We start from the raw sequence: 20,156 nt of genomic DNA on the forward strand, positions 1-20,156 counted from the left end.
GAAGTGATGATATCAAGTGGAGACCTTGTAACACGGAAATCCTATCAGCACGACATCATTTTTCGAGTGAAGTCAGAGAAGGGACCACTCTTAAAATTGATGGGCGAATATGTAAGACTTGAGGCCGACGCCCCTCTCGATGATCTTGAAAAAGTAACCGGAGCTGAGTATCACCGTAGAAAAAGTGAAGTCGATGAGAAGGAAGCCTATTCCTACCGTTTATTTCGTCAAGATTACAGACTCCTCAAAGAAAAAAGGGAAGCAGAAGCAGGGAGTGGATATGCCAATCAAAAAGAAACGAACTATTTTCAAATCCCTCCCCGAATTCTTCATATAGATGGAGATCCATTGTTTTTGAAAAAGTGTATTGCTTTATATGAACAACTGGGGTTGCAAGTTCATGGACAATACCTTCACGAAAAAGAAATGCCGAACCAAGTCCTGTCTCTAATAGAAAAAGTACACCCGGAAATTGTCGTTTTGACGGGACACGACTCTTACTCCAAAGCGAAAGGAACTGTCAGGGAGTTGGAGTCTTATCGTCATTCCAAGTACTTTGTAGAAGCTGTCAGGAACATAAGAAGAAAATATCCCAATTTCGATCAAATGGTCGTTTTTGCTGGTGCCTGCCAATCTCATTTTGAATCCATCATCAGGGCTGGAGCCAACTTCGCGAGCTCACCTGCCCGGGTTAACATTCACGCCATTGACCCGGTCTACGTGGCTGCCCGTGTGGCGTATACTTCGTTTATGGACCATATCAACATATGGGAAGTCATTCGCAATACTATAAGTGGAGAAGACGGCCTTGGCGGAATTGAAACCAAAGGATTGCTCCGCATCGGCATGCCCTACACTGAAAATCAAACAGAAGAAATCCAGGAACCATAAAAAAAGCCGTCATCACGTGATGACGGCTTTTTTTATTCACCTTCAGCTAAATGGCAGGATTGTGTAAGGCTCAATTTCGAGACTTTTGTTGAGTGGATGGGGCGGAGGGGAATAACTCGCTTTCCGCGGGAGCGCGGTGAGCCTCCTCAGGCTGAAGCCTTGCGGGGTCTCACCTAGCACTCTTTTCCCGCAGGAGTCTCGCCATTCCCCTCCACCCCTTAACCAAGGAAGGTTATCGAAACCACTACTTAAAAATCAGCTTGTATGATTTTGGGAAAAGGATAATATTAATTCCCCCAGTGGGCATTCAGAAAGTGAAAGCTTGATACAGAAGCTTATCCCCACTCTAGATGGGAGAGTGGTGGGCACTCCATCTCGGTATAGGGGGTTCGTTTCTCCCTCATATGAAATGGGGTGGTTGGGAAGCTGCGAGACTCCCGTGGGAGAAGGAGATAGGCGAGATCCCGCAGGACGCAGTCCGAGGAAGCTCGGCGCTCCCCCACAGGAAAGCGAGTTGCTTCCCGGCCACCCCTGACCTCAACCCAGGCAACGAACCCAGAAACATCTCGAAACTGAGTCTTCAACTAAAGAGAGTGTTAGCGGAAGAGGGATATGTACGGATTTTAAGGAAATGAAAAAAGCTTACATACTTTTCCTTGAAATGGATAAGCTAACCAGGACCGATTATTTATATCATTCTGTTGCATTGTGAATGCGCAGTTGGTATAATTAATAATTTTATTTGACTTTGTCCTAAGTCTGTGATAAACTAATTTATAGTGAGGTGGAGTGCAGTGGCTAAAACGTTAGTAGAAATCAAGCAATCCCTTGAAGGGCAAATTGGTAAACGCCTAACTTTGAAAGCAAACGGCGGACGTCGTAAAACAATCGAGCGATCCGGTGTACTGGCAGAAACATATCCTGCTGTTTTCATTGTAGAGCTGGATCAAGAAGAAAATGCTTTTGAACGTGTATCTTACAGCTATGCAGATGTACTTACAGAGACAGTCGAATTGAACTTCGACGACCTACAGACTATGGCACTTGAGCAGTGAACCAACCGTTTGCTGCTTTTTTATTTTGTCTGCAAAACGGAATATCATTCAAAAAGATAAAGAAGGAATCATTACCATCCTTACATACAACTCCCTTGCTTGTCCGTTGCATGTTTCGCACATACTAACTTTGTCGTAGCTTTAGTGAAAGCGAAAGGAGCTGAAGACGATGGGACGTAAGCGCAGCATGATGTCCAACTCGTTGAAAGAAGAAATCGCGAAAGAACTTGGGTTTTACGACAAGGTAGAAAAAGACGGATGGGGCGGCATTTCTGGGCGTGATGCCGGCAATATGGTAAAACGAGCAATTCAAATGGCAGAAGAACAAATGGTGAACAACCAACAGTAAGCTTTTCCCCTGGCGCTTGAGGCTCCAGGGGCTTTTTTCCTTTCTCGTGCCCCTCACCAACCCAACAAATATGGTACAATGCTTTCAGAATCATATGGAAGATGAGGTGCTTGCATGCAAATACTTGAAAAAGCTCCTGCGAAAATTAATTTGTCTCTTGATGTTTTACATAAACGAGCGGACGGGTTTCATGAAGTAGAGATGGTCATGACAACTGTCGATCTTGCCGATCGCATTGAATTGACCCTCCTCTCTGAAGATGAAATCAAAGTGGAATCGGAAAGCCGTTTTGTCCCGAATGATGAACGTAATTTAGCTTACCGTGCGGCACAATTGTTGAAAGATCGTTTTCATGTAACTCAAGGAGTTAAGATCTTTATTGAAAAGAACATCCCTGTAGCAGCCGGGCTTGCTGGAGGAAGCAGTGATGCCGCAGCTGTCCTTCGAGGTGTGAACCGGATGTGGGGGCTGGGTTTGAGCATGGATGAATTGGCGGAACTCGGATCGGAAATTGGTTCGGATGTGTCTTTCTGTGTACATGGAGGAACGGCGCTTGCGACCGGCCGGGGAGAAAAGATTCAACACCTTCCTGCCCCTCCTCCGTGTTGGGTGGTTCTTTCTAAACCTACGCTTGGAGTATCGACCCAGTCCGTTTATAAGAATCTTGATTTGAGCGCGGCTCAACACCCTGATACCGAAGCCATGGTGAATGCTCTGAAAGATGGAGACTACTCGGGCATTTGTAAGAACGTCGGCAATACACTTGAGGGTGTGACGCTACAAATGCATGAAGAAGTCGGTCAAATTAAAGAGCAGATGAAACAGGCAGGGGCTGACGCCGTGCTTATGAGTGGAAGTGGTCCGACCGTTTTTTCGCTCGTTGAACACGATGCGCGAGCCCAGAGAATTTATAACAGTCTTAAGGGCTTTTGTACGGAAGTTTTTATGGTTCGTATGCTCGGATACAAAGAACCACTTGATAAATAACGTACGAATTTGTTATATTTAATGAAAACATTCGGATTTAGAGGTGTCTTTGTATGAAAAGAAGCGAAAGACTTGTTGCCATGACTCATTATATTCTCGATCGACCACGTGAGCTTATATCCCTCCCTTTTTTCTCAGAAAAGTACGATGCTGCGAAATCATCCATTAGTGAAGATTTAGGAATCATCAACAAAATGTTCCAACATGAGGGGATCGGCTATTTAGAAACAGTTTCTGGAGCAGCTGGGGGAGTGAAATATATCCCTGCTTTCTCAAAAGAAGAAAGCCATCGTTTTGTTGAAGAACTATGTGAAAAGTTGGAGGATCCCTTGAGGCTCCTGCCGGGTGGCTATTTATTTATGAGCGACTTGTTAGGTGATCCGGAAACGACACGTAACATTGGCAAGCTGTTCGCTTCTGCTTTTCGTGATAAAGACATCGATGTGGTCATGACGGTTGCGACAAAAGGGATTCCCCTCGCATACGCTGTCGCTTCCTACTTGAACGTCCCCGTAGTGATTGCCAGAAGGGATCCGAAAATTTCTGAAGGATCAACGGTGAGCATTAACTACGTTTCTGGTTCGACCAGGAAGATCCAAACAATGGTTCTAACGAAGCGATCTCTTCCTCAAGGATCAAGGGTCTGTATCATTGATGATTTCATGAAAGCTGGCGGAACCATTAATGGAATGCGGAATTTATTAATGGAATTTGATGCTGAATTAGCAGGAATCGGAGTTCTTGCTGAGGCGGAAGATGAGGAAGAGGACCGCGTCGTGGATGATTATTTATCTGTTGTGCAGATTATCAATGCGGATGAACGCAAATCCTCCATTGAAGTCCGACCTGGGAACCTGTTAGAAAATATATAAAATATGCTTTGTTGAAAGAGCCCTCATCCTTTTGTATGAGGGCTTTCTTCATGGTTGAACACCTAAATATACAGAATCAAAAAATTTTTTAGAAAAATTAGCAGGATTTTTTCCCGTTTTGTGGAATTTGTCTTACATAAGTTCTTTTGTATAAAAGGTGGTGAATCTAATGGAAGTAACTGACGTAAGACTGCGACGCGTGAATACTGATGGAAGAATGCGAGCAATTGCTTCTATTACCTTGGACCAGGAGTTTGTTGTCCATGACATACGGGTGATTGATGGCAACAATGGACTGTTCGTGGCGATGCCGAGCAAACGCACTCCGGATGGGGAGTTTCGTGACATTGCACACCCGATTAATTCAGGTACTCGTGGAAAGATCCAGGACGCTGTACTTGAAGCTTATCACCGTGCTGGTGATGAGGAAGAAGCTGAGGTGGAATTCGAAGAAGCCGGCGCTTCCTAATACTTACGCACAACAAGAGTCTAACCGAACCAGGTTAGACTCTTTTTTTGGTCGAAGACCTTGGTCGGATTTCCGTTTGTGTTCCTCCTCTAAATGTTGAAATACATGTTGTATTGAGATATGATTCAAAGTGGATATTTAGGATGGAGGTACGTTCATGACTAATCGATATGCTGTCGTTCTAGCCGCTGGCCAAGGTACACGTATGAAGTCAAAACTTTATAAGGTTTTGCATCCTGTATGTGGAAAGCCGATGGTTCAGCACGTTGTCGACCAATTGAATACATTAGATTTGCAAGAATTGATCACCGTTGTAGGTTTTGGTGCTGAAAAAGTCCAGGAACAGCTTGGTGAAGATAGTCATTATGTCATTCAGGAGGAACAGTTGGGAACAGGCCACGCTGTTTTACAGGCGGATGACATTCTGGCTGACAAAGAAGGGACGACCGTTGTTGTTTGTGGTGATACGCCATTGTTGACAGGGGAGACGCTTCAAAAACTTCTGGATCATCATGATGCAGAAGGGGCGAAGGCTACAGTTCTTACGGCGCATGCTGAAGACCCACACGGGTACGGCCGCGTCATCCGTGGCGGAAATGGCCAGGTTGAACGAATCGTGGAGCAAAAAGATGCGTCTGATGAAGAACAGGCGATTCAGGAAATCAATACAGGTACGTATTGTTTTGATAATGCTATGCTGTTTGATGCACTTAAGAACGTCTCTAATGATAATGTTCAAGGAGAATATTACCTGCCGGACGTCGTTGAAATCCTGAAGGGTCAAGGGGAAACCATCAGTGCCTACCAAACACCGGAGTTTTCGGAATCTCTAGGTGTTAATGATCGTGTGGCCTTGTCAAAAGCAGAAAAGCTAATGAAACAACGAATTAACGAGCAACATATGAGAAACGGGGTTTCGCTTGTCGATCCTGAACAAACGTATATTGGTCCAGATGTGACCATAGGAAGAGATGTCGTCATCTATCCTGGAAGCGTTCTTGAAGGTGCAACGAGCATTGAAGACGATGCGGTAATAGGCCCTCATTCTACCATTACAAACTGTTATGTGGGCAGTGCAACGATTATTAAGCAGAGTGTCGCTGCCGACAGTAAGATCGGCTCCCGTGTCCAAATTGGACCTTTTGCCCACATCCGCCCGCAGTCCTCTCTAGGTGACGATGTGAAAGTCGGAAACTTTGTGGAAGTGAAAAAGGCTTCCTTCGGCGATGGAAGCAAAGCTTCTCACCTAAGCTATATCGGGGATGCTGAGGTTGGAAGTGGTGTCAACATCGGTTGTGGAACCATTACGGTGAACTACGATGGTGAGAACAAGCATTTGACGACGATTGAAGATGATGCATTCATCGGATGCAATTCAAACTTAATTGCTCCTGTCACCGTAGGAAAAGGAGCTTATGTAGCTGCGGGCTCCACGATTAACCAGGATGTCCCGTCCGAAGCTTTGTCGATTGCCCGTTCCCGCCAGACGAACAAAGAAGGCTATGCAAGTAAAATGAAATCGATCAAAAAAGATTAACGGAGGGTTCCATCCATGGCAACTGGATATAAGGATTCAAAACTGAAAGTATTCTCACTCAACTCAAATCCTGAGTTAGCGAAAGAGATTGCTGATAACATCGGAGTCGAACTAGGTAAATGTACAGTCACGAGCTTTAGTGACGGAGAGATTCAAATCAATATTGAAGAAAGTATCCGTGGGTGTGATGTGTATGTAGTTCAATCTACATGTGAGCCCGTCAACCAGCACATCATGGAACTCCTGATTATGATCGATGCTCTAAAACGTGCGTCAGCAAGATCCATCAATATTGTCATGCCTTATTACGGTTATGCTAGACAAGACAGAAAAGCCCGTGCCCGTGAGCCGATTACAGCTAAATTGATTGCTGATCTTCTTGAAACGGCAGGAGCTTCCCGCGTCTTAATGCTTGATCTGCACGCGCCGCAAATCCAAGGATTCTTTAACCTGCCAATTGATCACCTGGTCGGGGTTCCGATTCTATCCGACTATTTTGAGGAGAAGAATTTTGAGGATGTTGTCATCGTATCTCCAGACCATGGGGGCGTTACACGTGCCCGTAAAATGGCGGATCGTCTAAAAGCCCCTATTGCGATCATCGATAAGCGTCGTCCGCGTCCGAACGTTGCGGAAGTCATGAACATCGTCGGTAACATCGAAGGCAAGACGGCCATTTTAATTGATGACATTATTGATACAGCAGGTACGATTACACTGGCGGCCAACGCTCTTGTCGAGAACGGTGCCAAAGAAGTGTTTGCTTGCTGTACGCATCCCGTTCTTTCAGGACCTGCGATCGAGCGTATCGATAATTCGAAAATTAAAGAGCTTGTGGTTACCAACACGATTCCACTAGGCGAAGAAAAATCGAGCGAGAAAATCACCGAGCTTTCGGTAGCCGGCTTGATCAGTGAAGCTATTGTCCGTGTCCATGAACGTCAATCCATTAGTATTTTATTTGACTAATTTTGCGTAATTAGGTTTAACTCTTGTTTTTAACGGGAAACTGAAATAATGATTGGTAAATTACTGGAGGTTGATTAATTTGGCTATTACACTAAAAGCAAATCAAAGACAAAATCTCAAGCAATCTGTAACCCGTGAAATTCGCTTGGAAGGAAACATTCCTAGTGTCGTATACGGGAAGGATAAAGAACCGATCACGGTTGCTGTTAACAGCATAGAGTTACTTAAAACCGTTCGTGATGAAGGTAAGAACGCGATTATCTCTCTTGATATTGAAGGAAAAGAGACCGTGGATGTCATGCTCCATGAATATCAAGTCGATCCATTGAAAGACGAATTAATCCACGCAGACTTCTACATTGTAAACATGTCTGAGGAAATGGATGTCGAAGTTCCTGTACACTTAGAAGGTGAAGCGGCAGGAAGTAAAGAAGGCGGCGTCGTTCAGCAGCCACTTTACGATTTGGCGGTTCGTGCCAAGCCTCGCGATATCCCTGAGGAAATCGTTGTTGACATTTCTGAACTGAATATCGGTGACAGCATCATGGTCGGTGACTTGAAAGAGTCTAAAAACTATGAGATTACCGAAGATGAAAATACGACGATCGTATCCGTAACTCCTCCGGAAGAAATGCCGGAAGAAGAGCCGGAAACAGATACTGATGCTGAACCTGAAGTCATTAATGAGAAATCAGAGGAAGCAGAAGAAGATTCTGAAGAAAAAGAAGAGTAATTGGAAACATACGAAGGGCGTGGCCAAGAAGGCGCGCCCTTTTTAATCGTTCATCTTTTATTTTCCTGCAGTCATAAGTCAATCAATGGTTTTAAACCAGTATTATAACTGTTGATGGGCTTATGCTCTTGGTGTATCCAATTTTCCATCTTTGTCCGGTTTAAGAACCGGGGTTAAGGGGATTGTATAAACACACGACAGGTTAGGCGCAAGTTTTTGTAAGGATGGAACGCATTTTGACATCTTTCCGCGTTTCCTTTTGATATAATGAATCAATAGTATAAAGACAGAGAAGGAAGTTATGTATGAAGTGTATTGTAGGACTTGGAAATCCAGGAAAAAAGTATGAAGACACCCGGCACAATATCGGGTTTATGATTATAGATGAATTGGCTTCCCGAAATCAGTGGGCTTTGAGTCAGAAAAAATTCAATGGTTTATTCACAATGGAGCGTTTCAACGGAGAGAAAGTAATCCTTTTGAAACCTCAAACGTATATGAATTTGTCAGGGGAAGCCCTTCGGCCTTTGATGGACTTCTATGATATTGATATCGAAGATGTACTGGTGGTTTATGATGATTTGGATCTGCCGCCAGGAAAAATTCGTTTGCGGAAAAAAGGCGGCCATGGCGGTCACAATGGCATTCGCAATATCATCGATCAGTTGGGAACAAAAGAGTTCAAACGGCTGCGTGTCGGTGTAGGGCGTCCGGAAGGTTCAAAAACCGTGATCGATCATGTGTTAGGTGGCTTCTCCAAAGAAGAACAAATATCAGTGAAAGAAAGCATTGATGATTCTGTAAAAGCTTGTGAAGCATGGATAGAGCGACCGTTTAACGAAGTGATGAATGATTTCAATGTGAAGTGACGGGATCATCGAGTTCGTATAACAGTCTCGGATGACGGTAAAACTATGTACCATCAACCCTTCAAGGAGGATGGAAATGAAAATACGTTATTTTTGCCGTCATTGTGAAAACCAGGTCGGAGAATTAGATGCGAAACATGTGGATGTGTCCCAGTTGGGCTTTGATATATTAAATGATCAGGACCAGGAGCAGATGGTTCATATGACAGCGAGCGGTGATATGAACATTCGAACCATTTGTGACTCGTGCAAAGAATCATTAGACGACAATCCACATTACCATGAGCTTGACTTTTTTATACAGTAAATCTTGATTTCTGTTTGGATCGGAAATCTGGGTGGTGGAGGAATTCGTTATGCAAGGTATTAAGGATTATTTATTTCCGCAGGATGACATTCATTCTGTTGTCGAAGGCTTTAAATCGGGGATGAAGGAACAAATGGTGGCCGGTTTGTCAGGGGCTTCACGAAGTCTAATGGTTTCCATGCTTCAAGAGTCCTTGGAACGACCAGTCATCATCGTGACTCATCAACTGATTCAAGCACAACAATTGTATGAGGATATGCAAGAATTGACCGATGCAGAACAGGTTCACCTGTATCCGGTCAATGAACTGATTGCATCAGAAATCGCCGTTGCCAGTCCTGAACTAAGGAGTCAGCGAATCGACGCATTAAGTCAGTGGCTGTCTCAGGAAAAAGGGATTTTAATTGCACCTGTGGCTGCACTAAAACGAATGATGCCACCGAAATCTTACTGGGAGCAAAGTCAGCTCCCTTTTCGTGTTGGGGAAGAAATTAATCTCGACAAGTACTTAGAACGCTTAGTGAACATGGGGTATGACCGTACAGAGATGGTGGCCACACCAGGGGAGTTTTCTTTGCGTGGGGGAATCATGGATGTGTACCCCCTGACCGCAGAGTTTCCGTATCGGATAGAGTTGTTTGATACAGGAGTGGACTCGATTCGGACGTTTGATTCCGAAACCCAACGGTCCCATGACAAATTGGAGGCTGTCCAAATTGGGCCGGCTACGGAACTGTTGCTCAAGGACGAAGATTTTGCCAGAGCCCATGATCGTCTGGAGAACGCCTTGAGCCATTCTCTGAAGAAACTTACCAAGCAGGATGCGAAAGAGACACTCGCTCAAGTAGTTGAGCATGATTTGGATCTTTTGAAGGCCAAAGAGCATTTCCAGGAAATTTATAAGTACATTGGATATTTCTATGAAGAACCTGTCAGTCTACTAGACTACCTGCCGGAAACGGGCCTCGTCATTCTGGATGAAATGAGCCGGATCCAGGAAACGGCCAACCGTCTCGACCAGGAAGAAGCGGAATGGCACAATAGTATGCTGGAAGCTAACCAAACCGTACGAGAGCTGCATCTTTCTTTCGATTGGCAGGATGCTTGGATGAAGATCGAGCATCCTCGTCTTTACCTGTCTGTTTTTATGAGGCACATCCCCAATACGCAACCGCAGAATATCGTGAATATCTCGAGTCGTCAGATGCAGCAATTCCATGGGCAGATGAACTTGTTGAAAACTGAAATGGATCGCTGGGAAAAGCAGGATTTCTCTGTCGTAATCCTTGCCCCCGATGAAAATAGGAAGTCCAAGATTGAAGGTGTGCTTCGTGATTATGATATGGAAGCGGTTATTGCAGAAGGGGACGTCCAGCTTCCTTTGGTAAAACCGACGATTATCACAGGCAATATCAGTCATGGATTCGAATGGCCGATGCATAAGCTTGCAGTCATGACCGAAAATGAACTGTTCAAGAAAAGAACCGCCAAACCGAAACGGAAACAGAAAATGTCGAACGCCGAGCGGATTAAGAACTATCAGGAATTGAAGGTCGGCGATTATGTTGTCCACGCCAGCCACGGAATTGGAAAGTATTTAGGGATTGAAACGTTAAAAATGGCTGGGAACCATAAAGATTTTCTGATGGTCAATTACTCTGGAAATGACAAGCTGTATGTGCCCATCGACCAAATTGATCTGATCCAAAAATATGTGGGGTCGGAAGGGAAAGAACCGAAAGTTTATAAGCTTGGCGGCAGTGAGTGGAAAAAGGTCAAGAGCCGGGTCCAATCTTCAGTCGAAGATATCGCTGATGATTTAATTCAGCTTTATGCCGAACGCGAAGCCTCCAAAGGATTTGCTTTCAGTGAAGATGGAGAAATGCAGAAAGACTTTGAAGCAGCCTTCCCTTATGAAGAAACGGAAGATCAAATCCGTTGTATTGAAGAAATCAAATCGGATATGGAACGCGTGCGTCCGATGGACCGGCTGCTTTGCGGAGATGTGGGTTATGGAAAAACAGAAGTCGCGATTCGTGCAGCTTTTAAAGCGATTGTCGATGGAAAACAAGTGGCCTTGCTCGTGCCTACAACCATTCTTGCACAGCAGCACTATGAGACCCTTCAAGAGCGTTTCCAAGGCTTTGGGATTAACATTGGACTAATGAGCCGCTTCCGTACGAAAAAGCAGCAGAAAGAAACGACCGATCGTCTGAGGAAGGGTCTCGTCGATGTGGTGGTAGGAACCCATCGAATTTTATCCAAAGATATGCAGTTCAAGGACTTAGGGCTGTTAATCGTCGATGAAGAGCAACGTTTTGGAGTGAAACACAAAGAGAAAATCAAACAGTTGAAGAACAATGTCGATGTGTTGACGTTGACGGCGACTCCGATTCCGAGAACCTTGCACATGTCCATGCTTGGTGTCAGAGATTTGTCTGTCATTGAAACACCTCCGGCCAACCGTTTCCCTATTCAGACGTATGTGCTTGAATATAATCCGATTTTCCTCCGGGAAGCGGTGGAACGGGAAATGGCCCGGGGCGGTCAGGTATTTTTCCTCTTCAATCGTGTGGAAAACATCGAACGGATGGCTCAGCAAATTGCTGAGCTTGTCCCTGAGGCGAGGGTCACTTCTGCCCATGGACAGATGAATGAGACCGAACTTGAGAATGTCATGTTTTCCTTCCTTGAAGGGGAATTTGATGTGCTTGTCAGTACGACGATTATTGAAACCGGTGTCGATATTCCGAATGTGAATACCCTCATTGTTTATGATGCGGACCGTATGGGACTAAGTCAGCTTTATCAATTGCGAGGACGTGTCGGAAGGTCGAACCGGGTGGCCTATGCTTATTTCACTTATCAAAAGGACAAAGTGCTGACAGAAGTGGCCGAGAAACGTTTGCAGGCGATAAAAGAATTCACCGAGCTCGGTTCCGGGTTCAAAATCGCTATGCGTGATTTGTCTATTCGTGGAGCAGGGAACCTTTTAGGAGCCCAGCAGCACGGTTATATCGATTCTGTCGGATTCGATATGTATTCCCAGATGCTAAAAGACGCCATAGAAGCGAAGAGACAAGGGAAAGAGCCGGAAAGTATTCAGCCGTTCCAACCGGAGCTTGATATGATGCTGGATGCTTATATTCCCGATGAATACATCGCTGATGAAAAGCAGAAAATCGATATGTACAAATTGTTCCAGGCGATTGAAACATTCGAGGATATCCATGACTTGCGTGATGAATTGATCGACCGGTTCGGCGATTACCCGCAAGAGGTGGATAACTTGTTCCGCGTTTCTTCTATTCGTCTGCAAGCAAAACGTTCAAGGATCGAGAGCGTGACAGAGAAGAAAAGGAAAATCGAAATGTTGATGGAAGCTGAGCAAAGTCAGCAGATCGATGGAACAAAACTGTTCGAATTTGCAAATAAATACGGGCGTATGGTTCAACTAGGGACAGAAGATTCCCAATTGAAGGTAACCTTTACATGGGACCGTAAGACAGAATTCAAAAGGTATGAGCTTGTCGAAGAATTTATCAGCAAGCTTCCGGAGATGATGAGAGAAGTATCAACCGCCTAATTGCACCTCATCCCTTAACAGGGATGAGGTTTTTCTTATCTATTCAAGCTTCCTCTACACCCGGTAAAATCCAGTTCCGGTGCCTAGCTTCTCGAGGTCATACGCAAATCTTCTTTGTGAGGAAAAGCACCTCACAAAAGATGCTTCGCATATGCTTGTCGAAGCTGCCCAGGGCACCTCCACATTCCTATTCGTCCAGTTCCGGCTCCCAGACACTCGAGACATAAGTCAATCCACGCAGTGGAGAAAGAACGCTCCACTGCGTGTCTTGGCTTATGCTTGTCGTGTCTAACGGTCGTCTCCACAACCGGTGTTTACATTTTTTATGAAAAAATCCATCCAAAGGGTGTATAGGTTTTTATTGCTGTATCATACTATCTTTAATCACCCGCTTGTTCTGCTTGCGCTTCAACAGGTATAGATAGGCAGTCATCACAGAAAAGGAGGCAGCATATAGAATGAAAGCAACTGGTATTGTACGCCGTATTGATGATTTAGGACGTGTTGTTATCCCGAAAGAGATCCGCCGTACGCTGAGGATCCGTGAAGGTGATCCTTTGGAGATTTTTGTAGACCGTGAAGGTGAAGTCATTCTTAAGAAATATTCACCTATCAGCGAGTTGGGTGATTTTGCAAAAGAGTACGCAGAAGCGCTCAGTGAGTCTTTAGAAGCTCCTGTGTTGATTTGCGATCGTGATGAGTATATAGCGGTGGCGGGAAGTGCGAAAAAGGATTATATGAACCGATCGATCGGATCTAAGATTGAAGAAGTCATGGATTCGAGAACAATGTCTTTTGAGAAGCATCCGGAGCCGGTTGAATTGACTCGGGGTCAGGAAGAAGATGTGATATCATATCTTATTTATCCTATCATTGCGCAAGGAGATCCCATCGGCTGCGTCGTCGCCTTCAATAAAGAAGGTTCTCCATTAGAAGACGGGGTCAGTAAAGCTGTACAGACAGCCGCTAGTTTTTTAGCCAAACAAATGGAGTAGCAAGTAAGGTCAGATCCAAGCGGGTACGGGGTCTGACCTTTTCCTATGATATAATGAATGTTCTGAATACATATATATTAGAAAGGGTCCAATATGACCAAATTACGTTCACGCTCTGTTTTACAAGGGGCATTCATTCTAACACTAGCCGGATTGATCAGTAAGGTCATAAGTGCGGGGTATCGTGTCCCCCTTCAGAACTTAACGGGAGATCTTGGCTTTTATGTCTATCAACAAGTGTATCCCATTCTCGGCATCGCTCTGATCCTTGCCCTGTATGGTTTTCCGGCAGCCATTTCGAAAATCGTTTCCGACATCGATGATCAATCATCGCCTCTGTCTGTTCCATCGTTTTATATCCCTGTTTTCTTGTGGGTGATGACGGCCTCTGGGTTGATTTTTATGGCTGGATTTCTATCGTCTCCGTGGATTGCTTCTGTAATGGGAGATGAAAAATTAACTACTTCTTTAAAGTCGGCGTTTTCTGTTTTTCTCCTAGTTCCTTTTGTAGCGGTTGTTCGAGGTGCATTTCAAGGACAGAATAATATGGGCCCTACAGCGGTATCACAAATTATCGAACAAGTCTTCAGAGTTGGAATCATCATTGGTTCTGCTGTTTTAATCATGAAGGGAACGGACGTTTATACCATAGGAATAGGGGCGTCGCTAGGTTCAATGGCAGGCGCAGGAGCTGCGTTTTCGTTTCTTTTTTATTGGTTGGTGAAAAAGGGGGACATGTGGACATGGAGAAGCTGGGATCATCGTGTCTCCTATAAACGGACCATTTTTCTGCATGGCATCCTGATTTGCTTAAATTACATGTTGCTCTTATCTTTACAGCTCGTTGATGCATTGACATTGGTCCCGAACCTCCTAAAAGCAGGGATAGCGCTTGAAGATGCGCGTATGTGGAAAGGGGTGTTCGATAGAGGGCAGCCGCTCATTCAACTGGGTACGGTGCTTGCATCTTCGCTCGCTCTCGCTCTGATTCCTTCTGTCACGAGATCAAGGTTGAAGCAGAATCCTGCAAAAGTGAAAAAGTCGGTGGTGAGCGCCGTGAAAATGACCGTCTTCCTTTGTGTTGGAGCGACGGCTGGGCTGATCTTCTTATTTCCGGCTATCAATCAATCCTTTTTCCAGGATGATCATGGAACGGGAGCTTTAAGAATCCTGATGCTCGTCATCCTTGGCAGTTCCCTTTCCATTACCCTCTCTTCCATATTGCAGGGATTAGGTTATATGAAACAAACAGCCATGATGATCGCAGGGGGGCTGATTATTAAATGGGTTGGAAACAGGTTCTTTATTCCTTTTTGGGATTTAGAAGGAGCAGCAATCGCCTCGGTGATGGCTGTCGCTTTTGTTTTAATCGGAAATGTCGTAACCTTAAGACATGAAGTTCCTTGGGAAAAATGGACCACCCTCCCCTGGAAGGGGATCCTGATTTCTCTTGGAGGAATGATGTTCGGACTATGGCTGGCTAAAATGCTCGCCTTCCTTGTTTTTAATTTAGATACAAGGTTGTCTTTATTCCTGTACATATTGTCTGTTACAGGATTTGGTGCTTTGATTTATGCTGTCCTTCTTCTCAGAACGGGCAGTTTCACAAATGAAGAATTAGATGTCATACCTTTTCGTAAGGTCGTATGGAAGCTTTCGCCGAAAGGAATGAACCAATGAATACCATAACAATCATCGGACTTGGGGCTGCGGATTTAGAGCAGCTTCCGCTCGGGGTTTACCGTGAATTGACCCAAAATCAATCCCATCTCTATGCACGAACCCTCGATCACCCAGTCATCCAAGCGCTGCAAAATGAAGGAATCACATTTGAAAGTTTTGATTCTGTCTATGAATCCCATGATCAATTTGGAGATGTGTACACAGAAATCGCCTCCCGTCTCCTTACCTTTTCCCGTGGACAGGACGTAACCTATGTCGTCCCTGGACATCCTATGCTTGCTGAACGGACGGTTCAATTACTGATTCAAGCGAGAGACAGAGGGGAAGTCCTCCTCGATATCAAAGGTGGTCAAAGTTTTCTTGATGCCACGTTCACCGCGCTTGAAATCGATCCAATCGAGGGGTTTCAGTTTGTAGACGCTACAGATTTGAAGCGAGAAGAGCTTCAGTTTTTGAATCATATCATCCTCTGTCAGGTGTATGATTCGTTAGTGGCTTCGGAAGTCAAATTGACATTGCTGGAAGATCTACCGGCCGATTACCCCGTAACCATAGTGACAGCCGCTGGAAGTGAACATGAAAAGACTACCACGGTTCTTCTTGAAGAGCTGGACCGCCACGTCGAAGTGAATAATTTAACCAGTGTGTATATCCCCCCTGTTAAAAAAGGGGATCTCAATCACCAATTTTTCCGCCTGAGAGAAGTCATCAAGATTCTGAGAAGTCCGGAAGGCTGTCCATGGGATCGCAAACAGACGCACGAATCACTAAGGAAATACATGATAGAAGAAGCCTATGAGTTTATTGATGCCGTTAACCGCATGGATGATGACCATATGGTTGAAGAGCTTGGGGATGTGCTGCTTCAAGTCATGCTCCACAGCCAAATCGGGGAAGATGAAGGATATTTTACAATCGACGACGTAATAGTATCCATAACGGAAAAAATGATTCGCAGACACCCTCATGTTTTTGGTGAAATCACTGTGGATTCATCCGATGAAGTGGTCACTAACTGGGAGGCAATTAAAGCAGAGGAAAAAGGGCAGCAGCCTGATTCTATCCTTGATTCCGTGCCCGAGAGTTTTCCGGCCCTTCTTCAAGCGGAAGAGTTGCAGAAGAAAGCAGCTAAAGTAGGATTTGATTGGGATAATGTTGGTCCTGTCATTGAAAAAGTTGAAGAAGAATGGCAGGAATTCAAGGAAGCACGCGATTCCGGCGACCGAGAAGAGATGGAAAAAGAATTCGGAGATTGGCTGTTTGCCATTGCTAATCTTTCCAGGCACTACAAGATCAGTAGTGAAAATGCTTTGCAGCGGACGAACCGTAAATTCAGAACCCGTCTTTCATCCATGGAAAAGGATGCTCGTGCAGAAGGACGCCAATTAAAAGACTATGATTTAGATTCATTAGAGGAATTATGGGTAAAAGCGAAAGAAAAACATAAAGGAGCGGAATGACACATGCGTTTGGATAAATTTTTGAAGATCTCCCGTTTAATCAAAAGACGTACACTTGCGAAAGAAGTAGCGGACCAAGGGCGTATCAGCATTAATGGTGCCCAAAGTAAAGCGGCAAGTAACGTAGCGGTCGGGGATGAACTGACGATTCAATTCGGACAGAAAGTACTGACGATTGAAGTGAAATCATTAAAAGAGAATGTCACGAAAAATGAAGCGGCGACTCTTTATGAGATTAAAAAAGAAGAGCCTGTCAATCAATCCTGACAACAACCACTGCCGGAAACGGCAGTGGTTCTTTTCTGGCTTTTATAAACTTATTTTCTCATAGATCTCATTGGTGCCAGTCACCGCCTGCGTGTATAAGGGTGCCAGTCACCGGAAAGCTTTTAGTCGGGGCTGCCCGAGGCGCTTCCCCATTCTAAAGTTCTAATCTCCTCTTTTTTCTCATAGCTTGTACTAGAGAAGGGGGCTGTGATGAGATGGAAGGTTATGAAAAGAATCAAGGGATACGCAGTCAGCAACCGGTGGAGCATAATGTGAAAGTATGGAATAGAAGAAATATAGAAATCTCAGGGGTAAAAGAGGTGGATAGCTTCGATAGTGAAGAATTCCTCCTGCAGACATCGATGGGATATCTTGTGATCCGCGGTCAAAACCTGCAAATGAAAAATCTCGACCTGGATTCAGGAGTCGTCTCCATTAAAGGAAAAATGTATGAAATGACCTACTTGGACGAGCATCAAGGGGAGAAAGCTAAAGGTCTGTTTAGCAAGCTGTTCAAATGACCCTCACCACTCAGTTCATTACGATCGTTGCCATGATCGGGGGAGGGATGTTCGTCGGTGCATCATTGGATACATTTGAACGCTTTTTCGGAAAAAGAAAAAAGGGATGGCTTGAAATCATTTATCAGCTGAGCTTTTGGCTCTTTCAAGCCGCTTTCCTCTTTTATTTATTATACCTCGCCAATTATGGAGAGTTGAGGGTGTATGTTTTCGTGGCGATCGTTTGTGGATTTGCTGCGTATCGTGCATTGTTTCAGAACCTTTACTTAAAAACACTTGAAATGTGGATCCGAATCAGCATGGCTGTTTTCCGCTTCTTGAAGAAGACAGTGTATTATTTAATTTTTATCCCCTCGAAATCCATCATTTTCCTTATAATTTCTTTACTTCTTGGCGTTTATAAGATACTTTTAAAGGGTACTATTATATTGTTTCTTGTCGTATTTTATCCCATCCGGCTAATTTTTCGAATCATTTGGCGACTTCTGCCGAAAAACATGAAAAAATACTTAAGGGATTTAGCAGGGTTTCTGGATAAAATGAAGAATACAATGAACAATTGGATGAAACGAATCAAGAAGTAAAGGAGGCCTACTTTCATGGCAAAGAGACAAACGGAGTCTGTGGCACGTATGGATTCTACATACATGAAGCACTACGATGCCTATATGGACAGACACCAACGTAAGAAAAAGCGATTAGTCCGCCGTCTCGTAATGTTTGCCCTGTTAGTGTCGATCGTTGCTGGCTCCATGGTGTTTTATTCTATGAAACAACAGTCCTTGTATGCAGATAAGCAGGAGAAATACGACCAGTTGCAGCAAGAGATGACCGCTTTGAAAAAAGAGGAAAAAGGTTTAGAGCAGGAAATTGAACTTCTTAAAGATGAAGAGTATGTGCTGCAGATTGCGCGGACGAACTATTTCTTCTCAAAAGAAGGAGAAATTATATTTAAAATGCCTAATGAGGACCCGTCATATTGACACTCTTTTCAAAGCTTATATATAATATATAAGAAGGATAATTTTTTTTATCGAAAACTTAAGGAGGAGCATTTTTTTTATGTCAATTGAAGTAGGCAGCAAGCTGCAGGGTAAGGTAACGGGTATCACTAATTTCGGAGCGTTCGTCGAGCTTCCAGATGGTAAGACGGGGCTAGTTCACATTAGTGAAGTTGCCGATAACTACGTAAAAGATATTAATGAGCATTTAAGCCAGGGAGACCAGGTGGATGTGAAAGTCATTAATGTCGGAGATGATGGGAAGATTGGTCTTTCCATTAAGAAAGCAAAAGAGAACTACGGTCGTCGCCCACAGAAACCTCGTAAGCCGGCTGAATCATTCGAACAGAAAATGAACCGTTTTATCAAGGATAGTGACGAGCGACTAGCATCACTGAAGAAGCACACGGAATCCAAACGTGGAGGTCGAGGTGCTAAAAGAGGATAGCTTGCTGTCTAGGACAATGAGTAAAAGGTGCACGTCTTCATAAATAAAAAGCAGATCCATAACGGATCTGCTTTTTTGTATGCCTTCATTTCCTCCACTAAAGCTCCCTATTCTTTAAGACTCAGTTTCGAGACTTTTGTTGGGTAGATAGGGGCGGAGGGGAATAGCTCGCTTTCCGCGGGAGCGCGGTGAGCCTCCTCGGACTGCGTCCTGTGGGGTCTCACCAAGCACTTTTTTCCCGCAGGAGTCTCGCCATTCCCCTCCGCCCCTTTGTATCTCGAAACCTCTTTCCAATCTTCAGCTTTTCAGTTTGATGGGAGTATAAGGATGAAACTCCCATGCCGGGGTGATTGAACCCTAAAAGCTTGACACAGAGCGTTTCACACCTACAACAATCGGGATAGAGGGAGACCTTCCAACTTGGCAAAGGGGCTCGTTATCCCTTTTATCGAATGGGGTGGTTGGGAAGCTGCGAGACTCCCGTGGGAGAAAGGAGATCGGCGAGATCCCGCAGGGCTAAGCCCGAGGAAGCTCGGCACTCCCCCACAGGAAAGCGAGTAGCTTCCCAACCACCCCTAACGCTCAACCCTGGCAACGAACCCCGGAAAGTCTCGAAACTGAGTCTTCAAGAAACCTGCCATATTGTTTAATAAGAATAAATAAAGAAAAAAGTCGCGTCTCTATATAGAGACGCGACTTTTTTAGGACAAGAATGTTTCTGATGACCCGTACGGGATTCGAACCCGTGTTACCGCCGTGAAAGGGCGGTGTCTTAACCACTTGACCAACGGGCCAATATGTATCTTAAAAATATTGGTAGCGGCGGAGGGGATCGAACCCCCGACCTCACGGGTATGAACCGTACGCTCTAGCCAGCTGAGCTACACCGCCATTTAGTTGAATGCTCTCTCGGAAGCACAAAAAATATATTACACCATGATAAATAAACTGTCAACAAGAAATAAAAATATCAGATAACTCTGTCTATTTCGCTAGGGAATGAGGAAGATTTTTGGAAAGGAGAGGGGTGGTGGTGGGGAGATTTTGTAGAAACGACCTTTCTTCCTGTGAAAACCATCGAAGTTTTTGTTTCTGCTCTCCTGTTGTTTTGACAAAATGCTTGTTCTGGGTGTGGTTTAATAGGTTTCACAAAGAAG

The 20,156-nt window shown here is 44.5% G+C and carries 20 protein-coding genes and 2 tRNA genes; 20 read left to right on the top strand and 2 right to left on the bottom strand.

Translation table 11 applies throughout. The features are described from left to right. Positions 1-6: 6 nt before the first annotated feature. The 20 genes from yabG to J0K78_RS18375 all read left to right on the top strand — a co-directional run bounded on the left by yabG (position 7) and on the right by J0K78_RS18375 (position 18,999). The gene (gene yabG, locus J0K78_RS18280) at positions 7-891 is read left to right on the top strand and encodes a sporulation peptidase YabG (RefSeq protein ID WP_206948363.1); all 885 of its coding nucleotides are present in this window, start codon (positions 7-9) and stop codon (positions 889-891) included. A gap of 794 nt (positions 892-1,685) precedes the next feature. Then, positions 1,686-1,946 carry a biofilm formation stimulator Veg gene (gene veg, locus J0K78_RS18285; protein WP_035511778.1) on the top strand — a complete coding sequence of 87 codons (261 nt, stop codon included), beginning with the start codon at positions 1,686-1,688 and terminating at the stop codon, positions 1,944-1,946. A 169-nt stretch (positions 1,947-2,115) separates the two neighbouring features. Then, positions 2,116-2,295 (top strand): small, acid-soluble spore protein, alpha/beta type, encoded by a 180-nt coding sequence (locus J0K78_RS18290; RefSeq protein ID WP_160916812.1) that lies wholly within the window; start codon positions 2,116-2,118, stop codon positions 2,293-2,295. A 114-nt stretch (positions 2,296-2,409) separates the two neighbouring features. Further along, on the top strand, positions 2,410-3,282 hold the full coding sequence (ispE, locus tag J0K78_RS18295; RefSeq protein WP_206948364.1) for a 4-(cytidine 5'-diphospho)-2-C-methyl-D-erythritol kinase: 873 nt from the start codon (positions 2,410-2,412) through the stop codon (positions 3,280-3,282). 53 nt (positions 3,283-3,335) lie between these two features. After that, positions 3,336-4,154, top strand: a complete 819-nt coding sequence (purR, locus tag J0K78_RS18300) for a pur operon repressor (RefSeq protein WP_206948365.1) — start codon at positions 3,336-3,338, stop codon at positions 4,152-4,154. Between the two features lie 169 nt (positions 4,155-4,323). Continuing rightward, positions 4,324-4,623 carry a septation regulator SpoVG gene (gene spoVG / locus J0K78_RS18305; protein WP_075038302.1) on the top strand — a complete coding sequence of 100 codons (300 nt, stop codon included), beginning with the start codon at positions 4,324-4,326 and terminating at the stop codon, positions 4,621-4,623. Between the two features lie 157 nt (positions 4,624-4,780). Continuing rightward, positions 4,781-6,160, top strand: coding sequence for a bifunctional UDP-N-acetylglucosamine diphosphorylase/glucosamine-1-phosphate N-acetyltransferase GlmU (gene glmU, locus J0K78_RS18310; RefSeq protein WP_206948366.1), 1,380 nt, complete (start codon positions 4,781-4,783; stop codon positions 6,158-6,160). Positions 6,161-6,175: 15 nt separating this feature from the next. Next, on the top strand, positions 6,176-7,129 hold the full coding sequence (locus tag J0K78_RS18315) for a ribose-phosphate diphosphokinase (RefSeq protein ID WP_146818732.1): 954 nt from the start codon (positions 6,176-6,178) through the stop codon (positions 7,127-7,129). Positions 7,130-7,208: 79 nt separating this feature from the next. Then, positions 7,209-7,862, top strand: a complete 654-nt coding sequence (locus J0K78_RS18320; protein ID WP_206948367.1) for a 50S ribosomal protein L25/general stress protein Ctc — start codon at positions 7,209-7,211, stop codon at positions 7,860-7,862. A 305-nt stretch (positions 7,863-8,167) separates the two neighbouring features. Then, a complete protein-coding gene (gene pth, locus J0K78_RS18325) occupies positions 8,168-8,731 on the top strand; it encodes an aminoacyl-tRNA hydrolase (protein WP_206948368.1) in 564 nt (187 codons plus the stop codon). A 76-nt stretch (positions 8,732-8,807) separates the two neighbouring features. Further along, entirely contained in the window at positions 8,808-9,038 is a 231-nt protein-coding gene (gene fin / locus J0K78_RS18330; protein WP_160916801.1) for an anti-sigma-F factor Fin, read from the top strand. 49 nt (positions 9,039-9,087) lie between these two features. Continuing rightward, positions 9,088-12,624 (top strand): transcription-repair coupling factor, encoded by a 3,537-nt coding sequence (gene mfd, locus J0K78_RS18335; RefSeq protein ID WP_206948369.1) that lies wholly within the window; start codon positions 9,088-9,090, stop codon positions 12,622-12,624. A gap of 458 nt (positions 12,625-13,082) precedes the next feature. Continuing rightward, positions 13,083-13,619 carry a stage V sporulation protein T gene (gene spoVT / locus J0K78_RS18340; protein WP_089654593.1) on the top strand — a complete coding sequence of 179 codons (537 nt, stop codon included), beginning with the start codon at positions 13,083-13,085 and terminating at the stop codon, positions 13,617-13,619. A 93-nt stretch (positions 13,620-13,712) separates the two neighbouring features. Then, positions 13,713-15,299, top strand: coding sequence for a putative polysaccharide biosynthesis protein (locus J0K78_RS18345; protein ID WP_206948370.1), 1,587 nt, complete (start codon positions 13,713-13,715; stop codon positions 15,297-15,299). Then, a complete protein-coding gene (yabN, locus tag J0K78_RS18350) occupies positions 15,296-16,762 on the top strand; it encodes a bifunctional methyltransferase/pyrophosphohydrolase YabN (RefSeq protein ID WP_206948371.1) in 1,467 nt (488 codons plus the stop codon). The genes J0K78_RS18345 and yabN overlap by 4 nt, the downstream gene beginning before the upstream one ends. Positions 16,763-16,765: 3 nt before the next feature. Continuing rightward, positions 16,766-17,029 (top strand): RNA-binding S4 domain-containing protein, encoded by a 264-nt coding sequence (locus J0K78_RS18355; protein WP_089654590.1) that lies wholly within the window; start codon positions 16,766-16,768, stop codon positions 17,027-17,029. A gap of 215 nt (positions 17,030-17,244) precedes the next feature. After that, entirely contained in the window at positions 17,245-17,550 is a 306-nt protein-coding gene (yabP, locus tag J0K78_RS18360; protein ID WP_160916794.1) for a sporulation protein YabP, read from the top strand. Then, positions 17,547-18,134, top strand: coding sequence for a spore cortex biosynthesis protein YabQ (gene yabQ, locus J0K78_RS18365; protein WP_206948372.1), 588 nt, complete (start codon positions 17,547-17,549; stop codon positions 18,132-18,134). Before yabP ends, yabQ begins: the two co-directional genes overlap by 4 nt. A gap of 15 nt (positions 18,135-18,149) precedes the next feature. Further along, positions 18,150-18,533 carry an FtsB family cell division protein gene (locus tag J0K78_RS18370; protein ID WP_160916790.1) on the top strand — a complete coding sequence of 128 codons (384 nt, stop codon included), beginning with the start codon at positions 18,150-18,152 and terminating at the stop codon, positions 18,531-18,533. 79 nt (positions 18,534-18,612) lie between these two features. After that, positions 18,613-18,999 carry a S1 domain-containing RNA-binding protein gene (locus J0K78_RS18375; protein ID WP_089654586.1) on the top strand — a complete coding sequence of 129 codons (387 nt, stop codon included), beginning with the start codon at positions 18,613-18,615 and terminating at the stop codon, positions 18,997-18,999. Positions 19,000-19,721: 722 nt separating this feature from the next. Here the strand turns inward: J0K78_RS18375 and J0K78_RS18380 are convergent. Both J0K78_RS18380 and J0K78_RS18385 read right to left on the bottom strand, forming a co-directional pair. Then, positions 19,722-19,793, bottom strand: a tRNA-Glu gene (locus J0K78_RS18380). Between the two features lie 20 nt (positions 19,794-19,813). Next, positions 19,814-19,890: transfer RNA gene (locus J0K78_RS18385), tRNA-Met, on the bottom strand. Positions 19,891-20,156: the final 266 nt, after the last annotated feature.

The sequence above is a fragment of the Halobacillus sp. GSS1 genome (assembly GCF_017307035.1).
GTDB lineage: Bacteria > Bacillota > Bacilli > Bacillales > Halobacillaceae > Halobacillus > Halobacillus litoralis.

Coding starts and splice junctions, on each gene's coding strand:
- yabG (WP_206948363.1), top strand. CDS start 7: ATGATATCAAGTGGAGACCTTGTAACACGGAAATCCTATCAGCACGAC.
- J0K78_RS18290 (WP_160916812.1), top strand. CDS start 2,116: ATGGGACGTAAGCGCAGCATGATGTCCAACTCGTTGAAAGAAGAAATC.
- ispE (WP_206948364.1), top strand. CDS start 2,410: ATGCAAATACTTGAAAAAGCTCCTGCGAAAATTAATTTGTCTCTTGAT.
- purR (WP_206948365.1), top strand. CDS start 3,336: ATGAAAAGAAGCGAAAGACTTGTTGCCATGACTCATTATATTCTCGAT.
- spoVG (WP_075038302.1), top strand. CDS start 4,324: ATGGAAGTAACTGACGTAAGACTGCGACGCGTGAATACTGATGGAAGA.
- glmU (WP_206948366.1), top strand. CDS start 4,781: ATGACTAATCGATATGCTGTCGTTCTAGCCGCTGGCCAAGGTACACGT.
- J0K78_RS18315 (WP_146818732.1), top strand. CDS start 6,176: ATGGCAACTGGATATAAGGATTCAAAACTGAAAGTATTCTCACTCAAC.
- pth (WP_206948368.1), top strand. CDS start 8,168: ATGAAGTGTATTGTAGGACTTGGAAATCCAGGAAAAAAGTATGAAGAC.
- fin (WP_160916801.1), top strand. CDS start 8,808: ATGAAAATACGTTATTTTTGCCGTCATTGTGAAAACCAGGTCGGAGAA.
- mfd (WP_206948369.1), top strand. CDS start 9,088: ATGCAAGGTATTAAGGATTATTTATTTCCGCAGGATGACATTCATTCT.
- spoVT (WP_089654593.1), top strand. CDS start 13,083: ATGAAAGCAACTGGTATTGTACGCCGTATTGATGATTTAGGACGTGTT.
- J0K78_RS18345 (WP_206948370.1), top strand. CDS start 13,713: ATGACCAAATTACGTTCACGCTCTGTTTTACAAGGGGCATTCATTCTA.
- yabN (WP_206948371.1), top strand. CDS start 15,296: ATGAATACCATAACAATCATCGGACTTGGGGCTGCGGATTTAGAGCAG.
- J0K78_RS18355 (WP_089654590.1), top strand. CDS start 16,766: ATGCGTTTGGATAAATTTTTGAAGATCTCCCGTTTAATCAAAAGACGT.
- yabP (WP_160916794.1), top strand. CDS start 17,245: ATGGAAGGTTATGAAAAGAATCAAGGGATACGCAGTCAGCAACCGGTG.
- yabQ (WP_206948372.1), top strand. CDS start 17,547: ATGACCCTCACCACTCAGTTCATTACGATCGTTGCCATGATCGGGGGA.
- J0K78_RS18370 (WP_160916790.1), top strand. CDS start 18,150: ATGGCAAAGAGACAAACGGAGTCTGTGGCACGTATGGATTCTACATAC.
- J0K78_RS18375 (WP_089654586.1), top strand. CDS start 18,613: ATGTCAATTGAAGTAGGCAGCAAGCTGCAGGGTAAGGTAACGGGTATC.